Genomic DNA, 16,573 nt, shown 5'->3' with positions numbered 1-16,573 from the left:
ATTTATTCGGACTACGTATCGATGGTAATTGGGTCGACGACTGTTCGTGCGTGATTGGGGCGATCTGGGCGGTTGCACGCTATGTGAGGCGGCGTCAACTCCCGCAGCCCACGCGGCACAGTGCATCGCGATCACGTCGTCGGTCGCAGTCGGGGAGGTCGGTGGACCCGCGATTTTTTAGCAAGGCGACCACATCCGATGTCTTCAACGGCGTGTGCATTTTTCCATTGTACATTCTTGCAACGTCGTTGTTCTCGGACTGGCTGCTCGAAGCGCTGCTGTTAGCCAATCGCCTGATGTTGAGTGTCGCGGGTGTCGCCGCGCTGTTTGGTGTTCTGGAGGATTTTTAGCGTGAACCAGGAATGGCGTGCGAAGCAGGCGAAGGCGGTGAGCGGAGTGCGACGACTGCGGATGAGATCGCGACTCGATTCGCGCGCGGGTGGCTGCCGCAGTTGTCAACCGCAGTTGTCAACCGCAGTTGTCAACCGCAGTTAGGAACAGTCTGTTGGCGACAATCTGGACCGAAAAAGTCGAGTCAAAAACAAAAAAGGCCTGCCAATGAGGCAAGCCCTTTGATAGAGAGGCAACGTGTTTGAACGACCGCTGAAAATGAATTTCTAGCGTTGGTTGCGGGGGTAGGATTTGAACCTACGACCTTCGGGTTATGAGCCCGACGAGCTGCCAGACTGCTCCACCCCGCGTCCGTCGAAGAAAAGATTATAGGGCAAACCCCGCCCTCGTGCAATACCTTTGTTCACTTCGACATGTGCGACACGTAATGCGTACGCGTGTGTGCGTTACTCATGCGCTGACGTGTGTATCCCGGCCACGTTGTGCCGGACCCCGATAGCGGCTGCGCTAGAATCGCAATTCAATCTGCGGTGTGCCGCGCGACACGCGGCCGCGGCGTTTCCCCCTCTTTGCCATTCAGTCACACATGGACATCGTTCACGATCTGCAGACGATCGCCGCCCAGGAAAAGGCGCTGGCGTTTGCGCAATTCGATCCCGATCGCGCATGGCAACTCGGCGCGTACCTGCGCGAAATCGCGAAAGCCCGCGGGCTGGCGCTCGTGATCGACATACGCACGTTCGGCCAGCCGCTGTTCTTCAGCGCGCTCGACGGTACGACACCGGACAACGTCGAATGGGCGCGCCGCAAGGGCAATGTGGTCGCGCAATTCCGGCGCAGCTCGTACGCGGTCGGATTGCGACTGCAGCAAACCGGCGCGACGCTTGCGGACAAGCATGGTCTCGCCGTCGCGGACTATGCGTCACACGGCGGAGCGTTTCCGTTGACCGTGGCGGGCGCGGGCGTGATCGGCTCGGTGACGGTGTCCGGATTGCCGCAACGCTCGGATCATGAACTGGTTGTCGAGGCACTGTGTGCGCAACTCGATCAGGACTACGGCAAGCTCTCGCTTGCAAGGGCCTGACGCGATGCGGTTGCCTCCGTACCTATTGCTCGCTATCGCGATCGTTGCCGAAGTTATCGCCACATCTGCGCTGCGCGCATCAGATGGCTTTACACGATGGTTGCCGGCCGTTGTGGTGGTGTTCGGCTACGGCGTGTCGTTCTATATGCTGTCGCTCACGCTAAAGAGCATTCCCGTGGGCATTGTCTACGCGATCTGGTCAGGTGTCGGCATTGTGCTGATCACGCTAGTCGCGCTCGTCATGTACAAACAGGTGCCGGATTTGCCCGCCATGGCCGGGCTTGGGCTGATCATCGCCGGCGTGGTCGTGCTCAATCTGTTTTCGAAGGTGCAGACGCACTAACGCGCGGCTTGCGCGCCGGCGGCCGCGTTGGCGCATCCACCGCACGGCATCATGTTTACTTGCAGCGGATGATCATCGAGCGGTTTTTCACGTTCGCCGATACGACATTGGTGATGCCGCCGCCCGCGGCGCCGCCTTCATCGTTGTCCTTGGACACGATGTCATAACCTGTCGGGCCGCACGCCTTGCCCGCTTGCACATAGCACGAGGCCCAGCTCGATCCCGCATCCGCGCCGCTGCAGTTGACCGCGAAGCCCGTCTCGCCGTTCGGCAGATTGATCAGCGATGTCGTGTTCGACGACGCGCAGGCGCCGAGGCTCGCGGCGATCAACGCGAGACCGGGCAGCAGCGCGGCGCGCAAGTGCGCCGGACGCCATGACGCCCGATGCAATCGTGCCTGGGCAAAAAAGGATCGGGACGGGCGCAAGCGCGTCGTGGGGTGCTTCATGACATTTCCTCTGTGTTGAATATGAGTACGCGGCGATGCTGTGCCGCCGTTGTCCGTGCGAGTCGCGTACCGGCTGCGCACGCGGCGGACGCTGCGTCGCGTATCAGCCTATGCCGGGTTCAACGCGAATACCCGCATCGCCGACCATGCGCCGGCTTTCAAAGCCTTCTTCGCTTGACGCATCTTCCCAGATGCTGATTGCTTTCGGCACTTCGATGCCGTGCGCTCCCGCGTAGGAGAACCATGCGCGGGCTGCATCGGGTTCGGTGACTTCAATGTCACGAAGGAAATATTTTCCCATATTGCGGAGTCGACAGTTCGGGTGGTGTTCAGATGTCACGTCGTTGCGCATGACAATACGCGCGGCGTGTATTGAGGCATTTCGTGGTTCGTCCCATCGGGTACGCGAGGTGCACGACTGTTCGCAGCCGTCCGGCAACCCTCTGGCCCGCCAGTTCGACAGATGGGCGGCCAACTAGTGCATCGCAATGCGGCGTTTGCGTCGTGCCTGCTATAGATCGTGCCGAACTAATTTTCCTTGCAGGCGCCTTATACCATGATCAATGCGTGCAATCGAGGTAGTCGAAACCGCTCGCCGCACGATTTTTGCACGATCGCCGGCGCTTTGCCGCCGCGCGGCACCGCCCCAGCAAAACGGAGGTTGAAATGGCAGAACGCGTCAGCGGACCTTATCGCGGCTACTACATCAGCGCGGCCGCGCGGCTCGTCAATGCGCACGAAACGGTGTCGCAACCGGGAGCGATGAACGGCATCTATGTCGGTTCGGTCAGCCTTTCACAACGTGGCCCCGACGACCCGCATCGCATCGAGACACTGCTCGAGCTCGGCGATGAACAGCGTTTCGCGACCGAAGAGGCCGCACTCGAACATGTCGAAGCGTCCGCGCGCGCCTACATCGACCGTCTGCTGCAAGCGTCGTGAACGTCTGTCCAGCGCGGCGTCCCGCGTGGCAAAGCGAGCGGCGAGGTCGCACCGTGTGTGGTGCGGACGAGTACCATATAGCCCAAATGAGCTCGATCCGACCGCCGGGTGGATATCAGGGCTTTTGCACGATCATTCAGATGAGACGAACATGGACATCCGCTTTCCCGCGGACGCGCCCGCGTACCGCGATTCGAATCTGACCGTCGTATTTCGTGCGCTGGTCAATGGCGAGCCGGTGCCGTGCGCGATTTCGGTCGAAGCACTCGAAGATCACTTCGGGGCGCGGCCCGAAGACCGCGACGGCTGGATACGCGCATTCGACGAGGGCCGCCCGCGCATCGAAGCTGTCGCGCGCGAGCATTTGCAGATCAGCAACGGCACACCCGTGCTGCTCAAGAGCGGGCACTTTCCGCCCGGCAACATCGTCGGGTCCTGAAAGCAGGTTCGCAGCCGCATGTAAAAAACGTCGGCGTCGCCCGGCGGGTACCCGAAGCGATCGATGTGGCGCGGCGCGCGCTACACGCTAGCCGGTGCCCGCTGGTTCAGCGTCCGCTTTGCCGCGGCGAAAGCAAGCCGAATACCTTCGTCGTAGGACGTCTTGCTGATCGGACCGATCAGTGCCTGCAGCGCTGAATCGTCCAGCACGATCGGGTCGGTGAGCAGGTAGTGCATTTCCACCAGTTCCCGCATCAGCGGATTGAAAAGGCCCAGCACGCGCAGCATGGTCTTGCCCGCGACCATCAGCTTGGGTTCGCGGCTGGCCAGCGCATAGGCGCGCGCCGCAACTTCACGCTGCGTGATCGTGCCCGCACCCGCGAGATGAAGCACGCGCCCATAGGCCGCAGGCGTACGTGTGAGCGCAGCGACGACCGGCCCAAGATCGGGCATGAATATAAACTCGTGCGGCGTGTCGATCGGGCCAATCAACTGTGCGCGTTCGCCGCGTGCCGCGCCTTCGAATACGCTGTGCAGAAAGCTGCGCTCGACGTCTGGACCATAGAAATCAGGTAAGCGCAGCACAAGCGTATTGAGGCCATTGCGGCCATGCGCGTTCAGGACAAGATCTTCCTGCTCAAGCCGCATGCGGCCCTTGAAAGTGTGAGCTTCGCGCGGATGTGCCTCCGTGACCGGATTGTGCTGCGGCCGGCCATACGGATAGACCGTGCCGATCAGAATCAGCCTTTCGACGCCGGCCGCATGGAGTCCCGCAAGCGTAGTGCGCATCAACGGCGGATGCATCGCGAAGCGATCGTAGGGTACGCCGACCAGATAGACCGCGGTTTGCAGGCCGGCCGCCGCGGCCGCGACCGATGAAGGGTCGTCCGGACGCCAGATCGCGATATCCGCGTGTGGATCGTCGCCAAACGCCGCTTCGAGTGCCTGCCGCGAACGGCCGATCGCGCGATAGCGCACGCCGCTTGCGCCGAGCGCCGCGGCGATGCTCCGGCCTGCTCCGCCGGCGGCCCCGAACAGGCCGATACGGGCCGCAATGTGGTGAGCGTTTTCCATGACAACCTCCCGATAGCTGCGCCGACAACGGTGACGCGGTTTGTTCGCCATCCCGCTTGCTCTGCGGGGAGCAGCAGATGAACACTGTTCAGTAAACGGTGTTAAGTTTAATTTGACTTTTCAGTTTGTCAACCTGAAAATGCGTGCCATGGGAATCGCTGAACGGAAAAATCGTCAGAAGCAGGCATTGCGCGAGCGCATCCTCGATGCATCGCGTCGCATCGTGATGCGCGAAGGCTTTGCTGCGCTGTCGATGCGCAAGATTGCCGATGCGATCGAATATTCGCCGGCCACGCTGTACCTGCATTTCGAGAATCGTGATGAAATCGCGCGCGCGTTGTGCACGGAAGGCTACGCGCAACTGCTCGATACATTGCAACCGCACCTGTCGGTAGCGGACCCGGCGGAACGCCTGAAGGCGATCTGGCGTGCGTATGTGGCGTTCGGCATCGCGCATCAGGAGACGTACCGGCTGATCTTCATGGAAGACCCGACCTACGTCGGCGCGGCCTTCGCGAGCGCGCGCGAGGCGGGCGACGACGCGGGCGACGCGTCGTTCCGGCGGGTGGCCGATGCGCTCGATGAACTGAAGGCGCAGGGCCGGCTGCCTGGGTCGGCCGACAGCGAGGTGTGGACCGAGGCGTTGTGGGCGACGATGCATGGCATCGTCGCGTTACGGCTGACGTGTCCGGTCTTTCCGCGTGCGCCGCTCGATACCGTCGTCGATGCCGCGCTTGATGCCTGGCTCGGCGCGCATGCTGTGCGCACAGCCGACGCCGCAAAGCCGCGTAAGCGCGCGGGGGACACGCGGGCATCCGCGGCAAAGAAGAAGACGCCGGATACTTGAGCCGGCGCGTCGCGGTGCCGCGGGGCGTGTGCATCGACGGGGCGCCGCTGCGTTGCAAGCGGCCCGTCATATTGCATACCGCGAGCGCGTGTTACCGTTCACGCTGCCGATTGTTATATTTGTCTGCCTTATTCGCCATGCCAACCATTGAACCGCTCGCCGCCAGCGAAGAAGTCGCGACCTACGTCGCGAATCGCATCGGCTTCATCGAACTCGATCGACCCCAGGCGCTGAACGCGCTGACCACCAGCATGATCCGTACGATGCATGCGGCGCTCGACACCTGGCGCAACGATCCCAACGTGCTCGCGGTGGTGCTGCGCAGCCTGCATCCGCGGGCACTCTGCGCGGGTGGCGATATCCGCTTCCTGTACGACGCGCATCGGCGCGGCGACCGTGACGCGCTCGATACCTTCTTTATCGAAGAATACCGGCTGGACCATGCGATCTTCTCGTATCCGAAGCCGTATATCGCGTTGATGAACGGCATCGTGATGGGGGGCGGCATGGGCATTTCGCAGGGCGCGTATCGCACCGGCGGGCTGCGCGTCGTGACGACGTCCACGCGCATGGCGATGCCGGAGACGCGCATCGGTCTCTTTCCGGATGTCGGCGTGGGCTGGTTTCTCGCGCGCACGCCTGGCGCAATCGGGCGCTATCTCGCGGTCACCGGCGAATCGCTGGGGCCGGCGGACGCGCTTTATGCCGGGTTGGCCGATGTTTACCTCGAGGACGACGCGATCCCTGCGCTGCTCGATCGGCTGAAAACGGAAGTGTTTGAGCGGGGCGCGGATGTGGTGGCGTGTGTATCGCGTGAAGCGGCGGCCTATAAGGTCGTCCCGACGCCAGACACGTCGGCCCTTGCCGACGCGCGTGCGCTGATCGACACGCACTTCGCACTGCCCAATGTCGGACAGATCATCGCGTCGCTTGACGCCGAGGGCGATTGCGCGAATGCGGACTGGGCAGAGCAGGTCGCTGGGGTGTTGCGCGAGCGCTCGCCGCTCGCGATGGCGGTGTCGCTCGAAGTGGTGACGCGCGCCGAAGGCACGATGGCGGATTGTTTGAGGCGCGATCTGGATCTGACGCGCTCGTCTTTCGAACGCGGCGACGTTAGTGAAGGCATTCGCGCGCGCATCATCGACAAGGACAATCGGCCGAACTGGCGTTTCGCGCGTATCGAAGACGTGCCGGCGGACGATGTCGCGCAGATGTTCGACAGCCCGTGGCCGGCCGGCGAGCACCCGCTGCGCGACCTCGAGGGCTGACTGGCCGGTCGGTGTGCACGCACAACGCGCCCGCATAACAGGCACACGGTCGCGGGCCAGCGCGGGACGCTTACGATTCGCCGTCGCGCGCCATGAACGCGCGCATGAACACTAGCGCGCCCCAGCCCCACATCGCATTCGCGGCAAAGCCGACCGCCAGTCGCGGCAGCATATTGCCTGTGGGCCAGATGCCGCGGATCGGGTCGACGACGAACACGCTGCCCGCCGTCAATACGATGCCGCCGAACACGAACGCGGGCACCCATGGCGCGGTCCTGTCGGGCGACACGCGTAGCAGCCACGCCATCAGCACGCCCCACACCGCGCTCCAGATCGCGTTCGCGATAAATTCCGGTATCCCGAGCGGGGCGAATGGAGCGGTCGAAAAGCCGCTCACGTCGATCATGCCGGCCGCGTGCAGCAGCGCGAGCGTCGCGTCATGGAAAAACAGCGACGCGAGAAATCCGGACACAAACGGCAGAATCAGTTTTTGCATCGATCGCACACGCGAGAGGCAAGGCCAGCGCGGCCATGCGAGATTGTCGGAAAACGTGCGTCATTATATCGACGGCCTCGATAATTCGATGCGCATGCTGTTGCAACCATGCAAGCGGACGCACCCGCGGCGTCCGGTGGTTTCAGGCGCTGTCTGGCGGTGGCAGGCGGCGCCAGTCAAATCACGAATGCGGAAAACCTAAGCTCAAAAAAATCGTTCTCATCCCGCGGCCCGCTCCCTAGACTGTTTTCCGATGCAGATGGCGTTTGCGCCGTCACTGGTCTTCACGCCGCGCAGCCGCTGCGCGTCTTTCTCGAAGGAAGCTGTCGCGATGTCCTGTCCGATACCCGATCACGCAAGCATTGCCGGAGTGCCCACGCGCTTGCGGCTGCGCTGTTAGCGCGGCGCCTGCTTCTCCTTTCACGCTGGACCCATGTTTGACCCCCCAGGCCGCGCGGCGCGCGGTCCGGACGCGCTTGCACATCGCGCGGGGCTGCGTGCGGGCGGACGTTGCCCGGCGTGCTTTATTCAACCACTCGATCTGGCAGGCAGGAGTATCAGATGAACGTGTTCTGGTTCATTCCCACGCATGGCGACACCCGCTATCTCGGCACGTCCGACGGCGCGCGCGCCGCGGACTACAACTATTTCCAGCAGATCGCGAGCGCCGCGGACACATTGGGCTATGAAGGCGTGCTGCTGCCCACCGGACGCTCGTGCGAAGACGCGTGGGTCGTCGCGTCGAGCCTGATCCCGGTCACGCGCCGGCTCAAGTTCCTCGTCGCGATTCGCCCCGGCATTGCGTCGCCGGGTCTGTCGGCGCGCATGGCGGCGACCTTCGACCGGCTCTCGGGCGGGCGTCTGCTGATCAACGTCGTGACCGGCGGCGATACGGCCGAGCTCGAAGGCGACGGGCTGTTCGTCGATCACGATACGCGCTATGAAATCACCGACGAATTTCTGCGCATCTGGCGCGGGCTGCTCACGGGCGCCCATCGCAACGAGTCGGTCGACTTTGTCGGCAAGCATCTGCAGTCGAAGGGCGGCAAGCTGCTCTATCCGCCAGTGCAGGAGCCGCATCCGCCGCTGTGGTTCGGCGGCTCGTCGCCGGCCGCCTACGAGGTCGCGGGCGAGCATATCGACACCTATCTGACCTGGGGTGAGCCACCGGCCGCGGTCGAACGGAAGATCGCGGAGATTCGCCACCGCGCGGCGCAGCACGGCCGGCAGATCCGCTTCGGGATTCGTTTGCACGTGATCGTGCGCGAGACCGAGGAGGAAGCGTGGGCCGCCGCCGACAGGCTGATCAGCCGGCTCGACGACGAGACCATCGCGCGCGCGCAGGCGTCGTTCGCCAGGATGGATTCAGAAGGGCAGCGCCGCATGGCCGCGTTGCACGGCGGCAAGCGCGGCAGCCGCAAGGAGCTCGAGGTATATCCGAACCTGTGGGCGGGCGTCGGTCTCGTACGCGGCGGCGCGGGCACCGCACTCGTCGGCAGTCCGCAGCAGGTCGCGGAGCGGATGGAGGAGTACGCGTCGCTGGGTATCGAGACGTTCATTTTGTCCGGCTATCCGCATCTGGAGGAATCCTATCGCTTCGCCGAGCTCGTGTTTCCGCTGCTGCCGGGGCGGCAGCGTGCGAGCGCGAGTGGCCCGCTGTCGGGGCCGTTCGGCGAGATTGTCGGCAACCACTATGCGCCGCAGGCTGCGCAAAGCTGAGCAGGGAGGACGCGTTGATGTCTACCGTCATGGCCGTTGATAAAGCTGGGCTTGCCGCGTCATATGGTCGGCGCGTCGCGCCATGGCTCGTGCCGCTCGCGATCCTGCTCGCATGGGAGTTCGCGGCGAAAAGCGGCGTGCTGTCGACGCGCGTGCTACCCGAGCCGCTGGCGGTGGTGCGAGCCGCGTGGTCGCTGATCCGCTCCGGCGAAATGTGGGCCGACGTGAAAGTCAGTACGTGGCGCGCCGTGTCGGGCTTTACGCTCGGCGGCGGTATCGGTTTCGCGCTGGGGCTCGCAACCGGGCTGTTCAGGCCGGCCGAAATCGCACTCGACTCGACCGTGCAGATGATCCGCAATATTCCCGCGCTCGCGATGATCCCGCTCGTCATTCTGTGGTTCGGCATCGAGGAAGAGGCGAAGGTGTTTCTGGTCGCACTCGGTGTGTTTTTTCCGATCTATGTGAACACGTTCCATGGCATCCGTTCAGTCGATGCGAATCTGATCGAGATGGCGCGCAGCTACGGCGTGAAGGGCCTAGCGCTCTATCGCGATGTGATTCTGCCCGGCGCGCTGCCATCGATTCTCGTTGGCGTGCGTTTCGCGTTCGGGCTGATGTGGGTCACGCTGATTGTCGCTGAGACGATCTCGTCGCAGTCGGGCATCGGCTATATGACGATGAACGCACGCGAGTTTCTGCAAACCGATGTGGTGGTCGTCGGCATCCTGCTGTATGCGGCGCTCGGCAAGCTTGCGGATCTGCTCGCAAAGGGGCTCGAACGTGCGACGTTGCGTTGGCATCCCGCTTATCAACGAGGAACGAAGGTATGAGTGCGACAGGCTTTTCGACGTCGTTTAGCGGCATTGCCGGCGCGGATCTCGAGGCGGAACTCGAGCAGTGGCGTACGCGCGAAGCGGATGCGGGGCAGGCGCACGCGGCGGACTCAGGTTCACATGCGCGCATGCCCGGTCAGGCACCGCGGCCTGCGCCGGCCCATCGCGCGTTGCTGCGCGAACGCACGGAACGGCGCTTCGAAGACTATTCCGTCGAGTTGCGCGGGGTACGCAAACAGTATCGTGAGCGCACGGTGCTCGCGGATTTCGATCTGTCGATCGAACGCGGCAGTTTTGTGTCGATCGTCGGGCGCAGCGGTTGCGGGAAGTCGACGCTGCTGCGTTTGGTCGCGGGCCTTGAGACGCCAACGGCCGGCCGCGTCGACAAGCGAGCCGAAGACGGCGAATCAGGCGCGTCAAATGGCGCGCGTTTCGACACGCGCATCATGTTCCAGGACGCGCGGCTGCTGCCGTGGAAGACCGTGCAGCAAAACGTGCTGCTGGGTCTTGGCCGCCGCGCGCGCGACGATGCGCGCGCGGTGCTGGCCGAAGTCGGGCTGATCGAACGCGCCAACGACTGGCCCGCGCAACTGTCGGGTGGCCAGCGTCAACGCGTGGCGCTCGCGCGCGCACTGGTCCATCGACCGCAATTGTTGCTGCTCGATGAACCGCTCGGCGCGCTCGATGCGCTCACGCGCATTGAAATGCACGCGCTCATCGAGCGCTTGTGGCGCGAGCATCGTTTCACCGCGCTGCTCGTGACGCATGATGTGCAGGAGGCCGTCGCGCTGGCCGATCGCGTTCTGCTGATCGACGAGGGACGCATTGCGCTCGACTTGCCGGTGCCGCTGGTGCGACCGCGCGCACGCGCATCCGCAGGCTTCGCGAGCCTCGAAGACCGCGTGCTGCGGCGGGTGCTCAAACGCGACGTCGATAGCGGCGCGGCCGCGCTGCATGCGCACGACGACGCGCACGTCGAGCCGCAAGCCGCGTCGCCGGTAAGGCTGACGCAAATCCGCTGGGCTGTTTAGACGCCACGTCATGTCCGATTCGATTGATCGATTTTCTTTTGGAGCCACTCGCATGAGCATCGTCGCCATCAACGTACGCAATCAGTTCAAGGGCAAGATCAAGGAGATCATTCGCGGTCCGGTTGTGTCGGAGGTCGATGTCGAGACGCCGTTCGGCATCGTCACGTCGGTCATCACGACGCGTTCAATCGACGAACTCGAACTCGTGCAGGGCTCGGAGGTCGTCGCACTTGTGAAGTCGACCGAGGTATCGATCGCGCGGCTTTGACCGGCGTTGCGTCGACGCGCGCGACCTGACATGGCCGGCGCGGTTACTTCGCGTTGGTCGCGCTGGCGGGCGGGGAGTGCATCATCTTGTCGTTGGTCGGCTTGCGCGGTTTCTTGACGGGCATATTGTCCGGGTTGTTCGAGCCGCCTGATGCGTCGGCGGGCGGCTTGACCATCGACGCGCTCATGTCCGGCGACGGCGCGTGTTGCGTGGGCGCGTTCTGTGCCGAGGCCGTGCCGCTCGCCAATGCGAAGGCACTCAGCAGCAACACAGCGGACGCGACCGTCGCCAGTGGCAGTTTCAGCTTTAATCCGTTCATCAATCCTCCCGAGCGTTCGCTCCATTTGCCGTTCATTTTTCGTTGAGCGCGCGGGTGCGTCGCCGGTTCCCGCGCAGTCTGCGCGCCCAACCGGAATCCGCCTGAATGCTTCGGTGCGCATGGCGGGCATTCCTTTCATGAACGTTCCGGCAATCTTCGCAGGAAGTGCTAGCATGAATCGGGCAACGACGGTGAATGAAGGCCGTCCCTCAGCTTGCGGAGGTTGCGATGATGAAAGCTTTGAGTCCCGATGCGATCGATATGTTGCGGCATCTGAACGACATGCAGGCCGGCGACGCGCCGGCGCCGGTGCCGCCCCCGGTAGTCGCGGAACTGCTAGGCGCCGGCCTGGTGGCGAAGGCTGGTCGAGGCGAGGGTGTCGAGATTACCTGCGACGGCAGGAAGTACCTGTCGGGCGATTGCGATTGACGCGAGCCGGAGCTGTTGCACTGCCTGATGAAAGATCGGCGCGGCGTATGCCGCATGCAAGGAGCCGGACATGGAGCCGAATGGGCTCGACATGGGCGACTATCACGAGCGCTATAAGGAATACGACATTGAGGTTGCGGTCGAGCAGGTGCTCACCGGCGTGAAAGCGCACTTCAGGATACTGAGCGGCGCAGTCGTGACGCTGGACTGGCGGCTTGTGCACATCGACGGTTTCTGGTCGACCGAGCGTGCCGCGGCACAAGCCGCGATTCGTGCCGCGCGCGACGCAATCGACAACGGGATGTCGGATCCAGCGAAGTGACGAAGTGACGTAAAAAAACCGGGCGTTCGTATTCGAACGCCCGGTTTTTATCGACTGCAAATCAGTTGCTGGCAACCAGGTTGGCTTAGTGGCCCTTGAAAATCGGCTCGCCGCCTTGCACGGTTTGCGCGCCGCGGCTGCCCGCTTGCGTGTCGCCGGCATGCACGCCGCCGTAGGCGACATTGCTGTCATTGATCTGCTGTTGTTCCGCAGCCAGCGTTTGTTCGCTCTGGCCACGTTGCGACGCCGGTGCGCCCGTGCTCGGGCGATAGAACGGTGCCGGACCATAGCCGCTTGCAAAAGCAGGGGCGGCAACGGCGGCGGAGGCGGCGATCAGGACTGCTGCGATCAGTTTGGTCTTCATGCTGACAACTCCAATAAGTTTCGATTCGGAAAGACGTCGCGTGGGTTACTGTGCGAAAGGGTGCTGCGACATCGTTGAGGCGCAGTGTATACCCTTACTATCGAATATTTATGCGCGATATCTCGAAATTACTATTCTGTCAATCGAAACAATCCCTCGGCCTTATCTGGCGCGGGTTTCGTAGCTGTGCATGACAATATTCCGACAAGTACCCTATCCAATAGTTGAGAAAATTCAGCTTCGGGACCACGGGGGGCAGGGGTCTTTTTGCAGGGCTGCGGTAAAATTGTGGATTGATCTCTGCCTCTTCTGTCACCGTTTTCCATGCTGTCAAGCCAAACCCTGAGTCCGCGCCGCGTCAGCGTTGCCCCGATGATGGACTGGTGCTCGGGAAACGTTGGTGGCTTACACAGCGGGCATCTCCGGGCACTCTTCCTTCCTTCGTCGCACTTGGCCGTCGCACTGAACGGTCGTCCGCGTCTTTGAATCCACTGCGACGGGGCCGCGCGCCTTGCCCGGAACAGCGCACGCGGCGCGCCCCACGCAGTCCCTAGCGGCCCCATTTTCCCGTCACGAAAGGCGTTTATCCGCACGCATGCGCCGACGCTGCGCAATAGCCGCTGGCGCGCTAAAACGCTGCCGTTGACCGGGCGGGCCACGCTGCCCGGGGGCGACGCCGCCGCCTGAACCCTGTGCCGATATGAGGCCCACGTCGCCCCGGAAAACATGACCTGCAGATACCGCATTTAACCTATCAAATCTGTCAGGTATTCGATGCGCCGCGCATCGTTTTAAATGGTGTGGGGTTTGTACCTATCAAGGATCATCGAGCCTTGCCGGGACTGGTTTGACGACTCGCTGTGCAACCGGAGCGGACGTGCGTCGCCCCCGAGGAACTGAGAATCGGTTGCACTTTGCATTCGTAATATTTACGGTGGTCGTGTGGGTGTTGCGGAAGTGAAGAGGTTTTGTGCAGGCAAAACCGCATCGCTGGTCGCGCCCATGCCGACCGCGAGGGGTCGCGCATTAAATCAAGATGGGAGAGAACCGATGTCCTACGGCCTTGACTATTCCGACGTCCGTTACGAGACGGACCATGCGGGCAATCGCCTAAAGGCGACAATCCCGTACACGATGTTTTCTGCTCTAACTGAGTTTTGGATGGCAGCAAGGCGGGCGCAGACCGCCAAAGTTGAAGCAACGTCCCGCCCGGGACAATTCAAAGGGTCGCTGCAGGCCGCGCAGTTGCCGACGCCTGACGAACCGACCGCGACTTCACCACCGGCAGAGTCTTCAGCGTCGCGCAATCCGCATGACCGCCACTGGCAAAACCTGATCGCACGGCTTCCAGAGCCTCCTCCCGATTCGCCGCCAGTTATCGCCTCGACAGAATTCATCGCGCCGCCCGCGTCCACATCTCCTGAACTGCCTCCCGCACCCGTTGCCACGAAGAAGTCGAACCGCGTGTTCTTCCGCGAGTTCGTCGACGCTCCACCTGCCGAGGTCGCAGAGCGCATTGCTGATGGCATTTATTTCACGCGCGCATGGCGCGAGTACCGGGGCCTCACACTCGCTGACGTTGCTGAACTGTATGGGCGCGACAAGACGACGATCATCTGGCACGAGAGCGGCAAGTCGGTGCCGAGCGCGCCGACGCTCGAAAAGCTCGCGCAGATCTACGACTGCCCGATCGCGCAATTCACACCGAAGCCCGAGACCGATCCCGCGTCCGTCGAGCGCGCGAAGGCGGAGCCGCACCGCCGAACGGTCAGCGAACCGCGCTCGCCAGCCGGGACCGACTATCCCGAGGGCGTGCTCGCACATCTGCACGCAGGCAAGTCACCGATGCTCGCGTGGCGTCTGTATCGCGGCATGAACGTCAAGGCGCTGGCCGATGCGTATGGCTCCACCGGCAGCAACGTGAAGGCGATGGAAGCGAACGCATGGCTGCGTGCGAAAACGATCGACAAGCTCTGCCCGATCTTTCACTGCAAGCCCGAGCAGCTGCTGCGACCCGTTGGCATGGCCAGCTCATGCGATACCGTGCAGGCCGGGGCGGCAGCACTCGCTGAAGCGGCACCCGCTGCCGTGATGAAGGCCACCCGAACAAGCAAGGCGGCGGCAGACGATCATGGCGCGGCATCGACGTCCGCAATGGAGGCGGCGTTCATGGACGCGGGCGCGCTCAATGGGCGGGGCCAGCGTGAAGGCAAGGAGCGCGATCGTCAGCGCAACACCCGGCTGGAACGTATGCAACGCGAGATGGCAAACCTCTAGCGCATCAAAGTTTCAGCGCGGAAACCGACAGGCGCAGCAAGCGCATTTTTTTGATCTTAGTGGTATGTCGGCCTGCCCACCCGGTATGAACAATGGAGCATCCGGTTATGAACGCCCAAATATTGAGCATCGCCCATCGTTGCTATAGTGCCGTCTCGTGCAACCAACGAGGCTTATATGACTGCGAAGAAAAATGCCGAACGATCGTCAGCGCCGGAGGAGGACGACGAGGGGCCGCGCGTGAAGATCAGTATTACGGTGCCGCCCGAGGTTCTGGAACGCCTCGATGCCTATCGCAGAAAGCGTGGCGGGCTGAACCGCTCGGCGTTGTTCTCGCTTGCCGCCGACTGGTTCATGGACGAGCACCCGCTGAAGAAGCACGACTAGTTTCGTCCCCCTGCGTGCCTCATCATCGCACGCGATTTAACATTCTAACCATCTCACTTCGGCAAGGTGTCCGTCTCCCGATGGAGGCGCGCCATGCCTGATTCTCCTAATCGCGTCGACCTGTCGCTCGATGCGCGTCTCATGAAGCGGCTGGTGCGTTATGCACGCCAGCGCGGCACCACCCCCGAGGCAATCCTGATCCAGAGCGTGACTGTATATCTGGATGGCGCAGTCGCGCCCGACCCGCACGAAGCCTCGCAGCCGCAAGGCCCGAAGCGCGGCCCGCGCAAGGGAGGCTGATCATGCACGCCGTTTTCAGGACGGAGACATTCAACCTCGTCGCCATCACCGATTGCGGTCAGCACGATCAGCACAAGACCGTGACCAACGATATCGAGCACGTCCTCGCGTCGCTCGTCGACGAAGGCCGGCTGGTCGTCGGCCATCCGTACCAGCGCGTCCTCTATTGCGATAGCGATGGCCAGTGGGATCAGGTCGTGGTCGATGCCCACTGCCGGTTCGTTCGCTTCGCCTCGATCACCGGCATCGGGGCCGAGCGCCCGAGCGGTAGCGATCCGCGCATGTTGCTCGGCGCGCTGCTGCTGCAGGAGATGTTCTACGGAGGCCAGCATGGCGCTGGCTGAAACCAATGCGCAGCACGACGCAAACGTGGTCGTGCGCTGGCGCGAACTCGACTCGGGCAAGCTCGCCCGCGTGATCGAGATCGTCAACGAGCAGTCCCGGCCCATCAAGCGGCGGCACCACGTCAGCGTGAATGCGATGCTGAACAATCCGCTGGTCGGCATCGCCACGAAAATCGAGGCGCTGTGGGAAGCCGTCGACGAACTGGCCGCGATCGCGGCACCGCGCTCGGCCTGCCGCAAGGGTTGCTCGCACTGCTGCCATATCGCGGTGCTGCTGCCCGAGCAGGAGGCCGCGCTGATCGGCAAACGCATCGGCGTGAAGCCAGCGAAGGTGACGGGCATCACGCAGCGCGGCGACGTCGAGTCGGGCTATCACAATCCCTGCCCGTTCCTGAAGGGCGGCGCGTGCTCGATCTACGCGTCGCGCCCGCTTGCCTGCCGCCAGCACTTCAACATGGACAGCGACGCGCTGCTGTGCGAACTGGTCGGCAGCGAAGCCACGAAGGTGCCGTACCTGAACCTGATGGACTACCAGATGGCGCTCGCGATGGCGACCATCTCACGGCGCGAAGGCATCGGGCGTGATCCGCGTACCGGCCTGCCAGTGCCCGTCCTGATCGAGCGCCCGCCAGCCGTGGGCGATATCCGCGCGTTCTTCCCACACGGCAAACAATAGCCGGAGACATTAA

General features: G+C 63.1%; 24 protein-coding genes and 1 tRNA gene. 18 read left to right on the top strand and 7 right to left on the bottom strand.

All coding sequences use genetic code 11. The features are described 5' to 3' along the window. Positions 1–161 precede the first annotated feature (161 nt). Positions 162–350: a hypothetical protein gene (locus HV796_RS16900; protein WP_175227651.1), complete on the top strand. Its 189-nt coding sequence runs from the start codon at positions 162–164 to the stop codon at positions 348–350. Between the two features lie 274 nt (positions 351–624). Here HV796_RS16900 and HV796_RS16895 read toward each other — a convergent pair. Next, positions 625–701, bottom strand: a tRNA-Met gene (locus HV796_RS16895). A 236-nt stretch (positions 702–937) separates the two neighbouring features. On the opposite strand from HV796_RS16895, the gene HV796_RS16890 reads away from it, so the two are divergent. Next, the gene (locus HV796_RS16890) at positions 938–1,435 is read left to right on the top strand and encodes a heme-degrading domain-containing protein (RefSeq protein WP_175227650.1); all 498 of its coding nucleotides are present in this window, start codon (positions 938–940) and stop codon (positions 1,433–1,435) included. A gap of 10 nt (positions 1,436–1,445) precedes the next feature. Continuing rightward, on the top strand, positions 1,446–1,778 hold the full coding sequence (locus HV796_RS16885) for a DMT family transporter (protein WP_175227649.1): 333 nt from the start codon (positions 1,446–1,448) through the stop codon (positions 1,776–1,778). Positions 1,779–1,833: 55 nt separating this feature from the next. Here the strand turns inward: HV796_RS16885 and HV796_RS16880 are convergent, their stop codons facing one another. Beyond that, positions 1,834–2,226 carry a hypothetical protein gene (locus HV796_RS16880; RefSeq protein WP_246355899.1) on the bottom strand — a complete coding sequence of 131 codons (393 nt, stop codon included), beginning with the start codon at positions 2,224–2,226 and terminating at the stop codon, positions 1,834–1,836. A 103-nt stretch (positions 2,227–2,329) separates the two neighbouring features. Continuing rightward, positions 2,330–2,578, bottom strand: a complete 249-nt coding sequence (locus HV796_RS16875; RefSeq protein WP_343052910.1) for a hypothetical protein — start codon at positions 2,576–2,578, stop codon at positions 2,330–2,332. Between the two features lie 314 nt (positions 2,579–2,892). Here HV796_RS16875 and HV796_RS16870 point away from each other — a divergent pair, with 314 nt between their 5' ends. Both HV796_RS16870 and HV796_RS16865 read left to right on the top strand, forming a co-directional pair. Beyond that, positions 2,893–3,168, top strand: a complete 276-nt coding sequence (locus HV796_RS16870) for a hypothetical protein (protein WP_175227648.1) — start codon at positions 2,893–2,895, stop codon at positions 3,166–3,168. 151 nt (positions 3,169–3,319) lie between these two features. Beyond that, on the top strand, positions 3,320–3,607 hold the full coding sequence (locus HV796_RS16865; RefSeq protein ID WP_175227647.1) for a DUF1488 family protein: 288 nt from the start codon (positions 3,320–3,322) through the stop codon (positions 3,605–3,607). Positions 3,608–3,687: 80 nt separating this feature from the next. Here HV796_RS16865 and HV796_RS16860 read toward each other — a convergent pair whose 3' ends face one another. Then, positions 3,688–4,680, bottom strand: coding sequence for an NAD-dependent epimerase/dehydratase family protein (locus HV796_RS16860; RefSeq protein WP_175227646.1), 993 nt, complete (start codon positions 4,678–4,680; stop codon positions 3,688–3,690). Positions 4,681–4,828: 148 nt separating this feature from the next. On the opposite strand from HV796_RS16860, the gene HV796_RS16855 reads away from it, so the two are divergent. Both HV796_RS16855 and HV796_RS16850 read left to right on the top strand, forming a co-directional pair. Next, on the top strand, positions 4,829–5,527 hold the full coding sequence (locus tag HV796_RS16855; protein ID WP_175227645.1) for a TetR/AcrR family transcriptional regulator: 699 nt from the start codon (positions 4,829–4,831) through the stop codon (positions 5,525–5,527). A 137-nt stretch (positions 5,528–5,664) separates the two neighbouring features. After that, positions 5,665–6,795, top strand: a complete 1,131-nt coding sequence (locus HV796_RS16850; protein ID WP_175227644.1) for an enoyl-CoA hydratase/isomerase family protein — start codon at positions 5,665–5,667, stop codon at positions 6,793–6,795. 70 nt (positions 6,796–6,865) lie between these two features. Here HV796_RS16850 and HV796_RS16845 read toward each other — a convergent pair whose 3' ends face one another. Then, positions 6,866–7,291, bottom strand: coding sequence for a hypothetical protein (locus tag HV796_RS16845; protein WP_175227643.1), 426 nt, complete (start codon positions 7,289–7,291; stop codon positions 6,866–6,868). 561 nt (positions 7,292–7,852) lie between these two features. Here HV796_RS16845 and ssuD point away from each other — a divergent pair. From ssuD to HV796_RS16825, 4 genes are read left to right on the top strand one after another with little or no spacing between them, the layout of a single operon-like run. After that, positions 7,853–9,010, top strand: a complete 1,158-nt coding sequence (gene ssuD, locus HV796_RS16840; RefSeq protein ID WP_175227642.1) for an FMNH2-dependent alkanesulfonate monooxygenase — start codon at positions 7,853–7,855, stop codon at positions 9,008–9,010. A 17-nt stretch (positions 9,011–9,027) separates the two neighbouring features. Beyond that, complete coding sequence (ssuC, locus tag HV796_RS16835) at positions 9,028–9,840, top strand: aliphatic sulfonate ABC transporter permease SsuC (protein ID WP_377693562.1); 813 nt, start codon at positions 9,028–9,030, stop codon at positions 9,838–9,840. Continuing rightward, on the top strand, positions 9,837–10,874 hold the full coding sequence (locus HV796_RS16830; protein ID WP_175227641.1) for an ATP-binding cassette domain-containing protein: 1,038 nt from the start codon (positions 9,837–9,839) through the stop codon (positions 10,872–10,874). The genes ssuC and HV796_RS16830 overlap by 4 nt, the downstream gene beginning before the upstream one ends. Before the next feature lie 52 nt (positions 10,875–10,926). Continuing rightward, entirely contained in the window at positions 10,927–11,142 is a 216-nt protein-coding gene (locus tag HV796_RS16825) for a TOBE domain-containing protein (protein WP_175227640.1), read from the top strand. 43 nt (positions 11,143–11,185) lie between these two features. On the opposite strand, the gene HV796_RS16820 is transcribed toward HV796_RS16825, so the two are convergent. Then, complete coding sequence (locus tag HV796_RS16820; RefSeq protein WP_175227639.1) at positions 11,186–11,461, bottom strand: hypothetical protein; 276 nt, start codon at positions 11,459–11,461, stop codon at positions 11,186–11,188. 228 nt (positions 11,462–11,689) lie between these two features. Here HV796_RS16820 and HV796_RS16815 point away from each other — a divergent pair, with 228 nt between their 5' ends. Next, positions 11,690–11,890 (top strand): hypothetical protein, encoded by a 201-nt coding sequence (locus tag HV796_RS16815; protein WP_175227638.1) that lies wholly within the window; start codon positions 11,690–11,692, stop codon positions 11,888–11,890. A gap of 70 nt (positions 11,891–11,960) precedes the next feature. Further along, positions 11,961–12,212: a DUF6566 family protein gene (locus tag HV796_RS16810; RefSeq protein ID WP_175227637.1), complete on the top strand. Its 252-nt coding sequence runs from the start codon at positions 11,961–11,963 to the stop codon at positions 12,210–12,212. A gap of 85 nt (positions 12,213–12,297) precedes the next feature. Here the strand turns inward: HV796_RS16810 and HV796_RS16805 are convergent, their stop codons facing one another. Further along, positions 12,298–12,576 carry a hypothetical protein gene (locus HV796_RS16805; protein WP_175227636.1) on the bottom strand — a complete coding sequence of 93 codons (279 nt, stop codon included), beginning with the start codon at positions 12,574–12,576 and terminating at the stop codon, positions 12,298–12,300. Between the two features lie 1,161 nt (positions 12,577–13,737). Between HV796_RS16805 and HV796_RS16800 the strand changes: the two genes are divergently transcribed. The 5 genes from HV796_RS16800 (at position 13,738) to HV796_RS16780 (ending at position 16,560) form a co-directional block, all read left to right on the top strand. Further along, positions 13,738–14,853: a helix-turn-helix transcriptional regulator gene (locus HV796_RS16800; RefSeq protein WP_175227635.1), complete on the top strand. Its 1,116-nt coding sequence runs from the start codon at positions 13,738–13,740 to the stop codon at positions 14,851–14,853. Positions 14,854–15,030: 177 nt separating this feature from the next. Then, on the top strand, positions 15,031–15,240 hold the full coding sequence (locus HV796_RS16795; protein WP_175227634.1) for a ribbon-helix-helix domain-containing protein: 210 nt from the start codon (positions 15,031–15,033) through the stop codon (positions 15,238–15,240). 93 nt (positions 15,241–15,333) lie between these two features. Further along, positions 15,334–15,540 (top strand): hypothetical protein, encoded by a 207-nt coding sequence (locus HV796_RS16790; protein WP_175227633.1) that lies wholly within the window; start codon positions 15,334–15,336, stop codon positions 15,538–15,540. Between the two features lie 2 nt (positions 15,541–15,542). After that, positions 15,543–15,884, top strand: coding sequence for a hypothetical protein (locus HV796_RS16785; protein ID WP_175227632.1), 342 nt, complete (start codon positions 15,543–15,545; stop codon positions 15,882–15,884). Further along, positions 15,871–16,560: a YkgJ family cysteine cluster protein gene (locus tag HV796_RS16780; RefSeq protein ID WP_175227631.1), complete on the top strand. Its 690-nt coding sequence runs from the start codon at positions 15,871–15,873 to the stop codon at positions 16,558–16,560. The genes HV796_RS16785 and HV796_RS16780 overlap by 14 nt, the downstream gene beginning before the upstream one ends. The last annotated feature ends 13 nt before the right edge of the window (positions 16,561–16,573 follow it).

The organism is Paraburkholderia humisilvae (genome assembly GCF_902859855.1).
GTDB lineage: Bacteria > Pseudomonadota > Gammaproteobacteria > Burkholderiales > Burkholderiaceae > Paraburkholderia > Paraburkholderia humisilvae.
The sequence above is the reverse complement of the archived record's forward strand: the minus strand, read 5'-3'. Positions and strand labels throughout refer to the sequence as shown.

Excerpts from the sequence above, each read along its gene's own strand:
- HV796_RS16890 (WP_175227650.1), top strand. The coding sequence starts at position 938 with ATGGACATCGTTCACGATCTGCAGACGATCGCCGCCCAGGAAAAGGCG.
- HV796_RS16880 (WP_246355899.1), bottom strand. The coding sequence starts at position 2,226 with ATGAAGCACCCCACGACGCGCTTGCGCCCGTCCCGATCCTTTTTTGCC.
- HV796_RS16875 (WP_343052910.1), bottom strand. The coding sequence starts at position 2,578 with ATGCGCAACGACGTGACATCTGAACACCACCCGAACTGTCGACTCCGC.
- HV796_RS16870 (WP_175227648.1), top strand. The coding sequence starts at position 2,893 with ATGGCAGAACGCGTCAGCGGACCTTATCGCGGCTACTACATCAGCGCG.
- HV796_RS16865 (WP_175227647.1), top strand. The coding sequence starts at position 3,320 with ATGGACATCCGCTTTCCCGCGGACGCGCCCGCGTACCGCGATTCGAAT.
- HV796_RS16860 (WP_175227646.1), bottom strand. The coding sequence starts at position 4,680 with ATGGAAAACGCTCACCACATTGCGGCCCGTATCGGCCTGTTCGGGGCC.
- HV796_RS16855 (WP_175227645.1), top strand. The coding sequence starts at position 4,829 with ATGGGAATCGCTGAACGGAAAAATCGTCAGAAGCAGGCATTGCGCGAG.
- HV796_RS16850 (WP_175227644.1), top strand. The coding sequence starts at position 5,665 with ATGCCAACCATTGAACCGCTCGCCGCCAGCGAAGAAGTCGCGACCTAC.
- HV796_RS16845 (WP_175227643.1), bottom strand. The coding sequence starts at position 7,291 with ATGCAAAAACTGATTCTGCCGTTTGTGTCCGGATTTCTCGCGTCGCTG.
- ssuD (WP_175227642.1), top strand. The coding sequence starts at position 7,853 with ATGAACGTGTTCTGGTTCATTCCCACGCATGGCGACACCCGCTATCTC.
- ssuC (WP_377693562.1), top strand. The coding sequence starts at position 9,028 with ATGTCTACCGTCATGGCCGTTGATAAAGCTGGGCTTGCCGCGTCATAT.
- HV796_RS16830 (WP_175227641.1), top strand. The coding sequence starts at position 9,837 with ATGAGTGCGACAGGCTTTTCGACGTCGTTTAGCGGCATTGCCGGCGCG.
- HV796_RS16825 (WP_175227640.1), top strand. The coding sequence starts at position 10,927 with ATGAGCATCGTCGCCATCAACGTACGCAATCAGTTCAAGGGCAAGATC.
- HV796_RS16820 (WP_175227639.1), bottom strand. The coding sequence starts at position 11,461 with ATGAACGGATTAAAGCTGAAACTGCCACTGGCGACGGTCGCGTCCGCT.
- HV796_RS16815 (WP_175227638.1), top strand. The coding sequence starts at position 11,690 with ATGATGAAAGCTTTGAGTCCCGATGCGATCGATATGTTGCGGCATCTG.
- HV796_RS16810 (WP_175227637.1), top strand. The coding sequence starts at position 11,961 with ATGGAGCCGAATGGGCTCGACATGGGCGACTATCACGAGCGCTATAAG.
- HV796_RS16805 (WP_175227636.1), bottom strand. The coding sequence starts at position 12,576 with ATGAAGACCAAACTGATCGCAGCAGTCCTGATCGCCGCCTCCGCCGCC.
- HV796_RS16800 (WP_175227635.1), top strand. The coding sequence starts at position 13,738 with ATGGCAGCAAGGCGGGCGCAGACCGCCAAAGTTGAAGCAACGTCCCGC.
- HV796_RS16795 (WP_175227634.1), top strand. The coding sequence starts at position 15,031 with ATGACTGCGAAGAAAAATGCCGAACGATCGTCAGCGCCGGAGGAGGAC.
- HV796_RS16790 (WP_175227633.1), top strand. The coding sequence starts at position 15,334 with ATGCCTGATTCTCCTAATCGCGTCGACCTGTCGCTCGATGCGCGTCTC.
- HV796_RS16785 (WP_175227632.1), top strand. The coding sequence starts at position 15,543 with ATGCACGCCGTTTTCAGGACGGAGACATTCAACCTCGTCGCCATCACC.
- HV796_RS16780 (WP_175227631.1), top strand. The coding sequence starts at position 15,871 with ATGGCGCTGGCTGAAACCAATGCGCAGCACGACGCAAACGTGGTCGTG.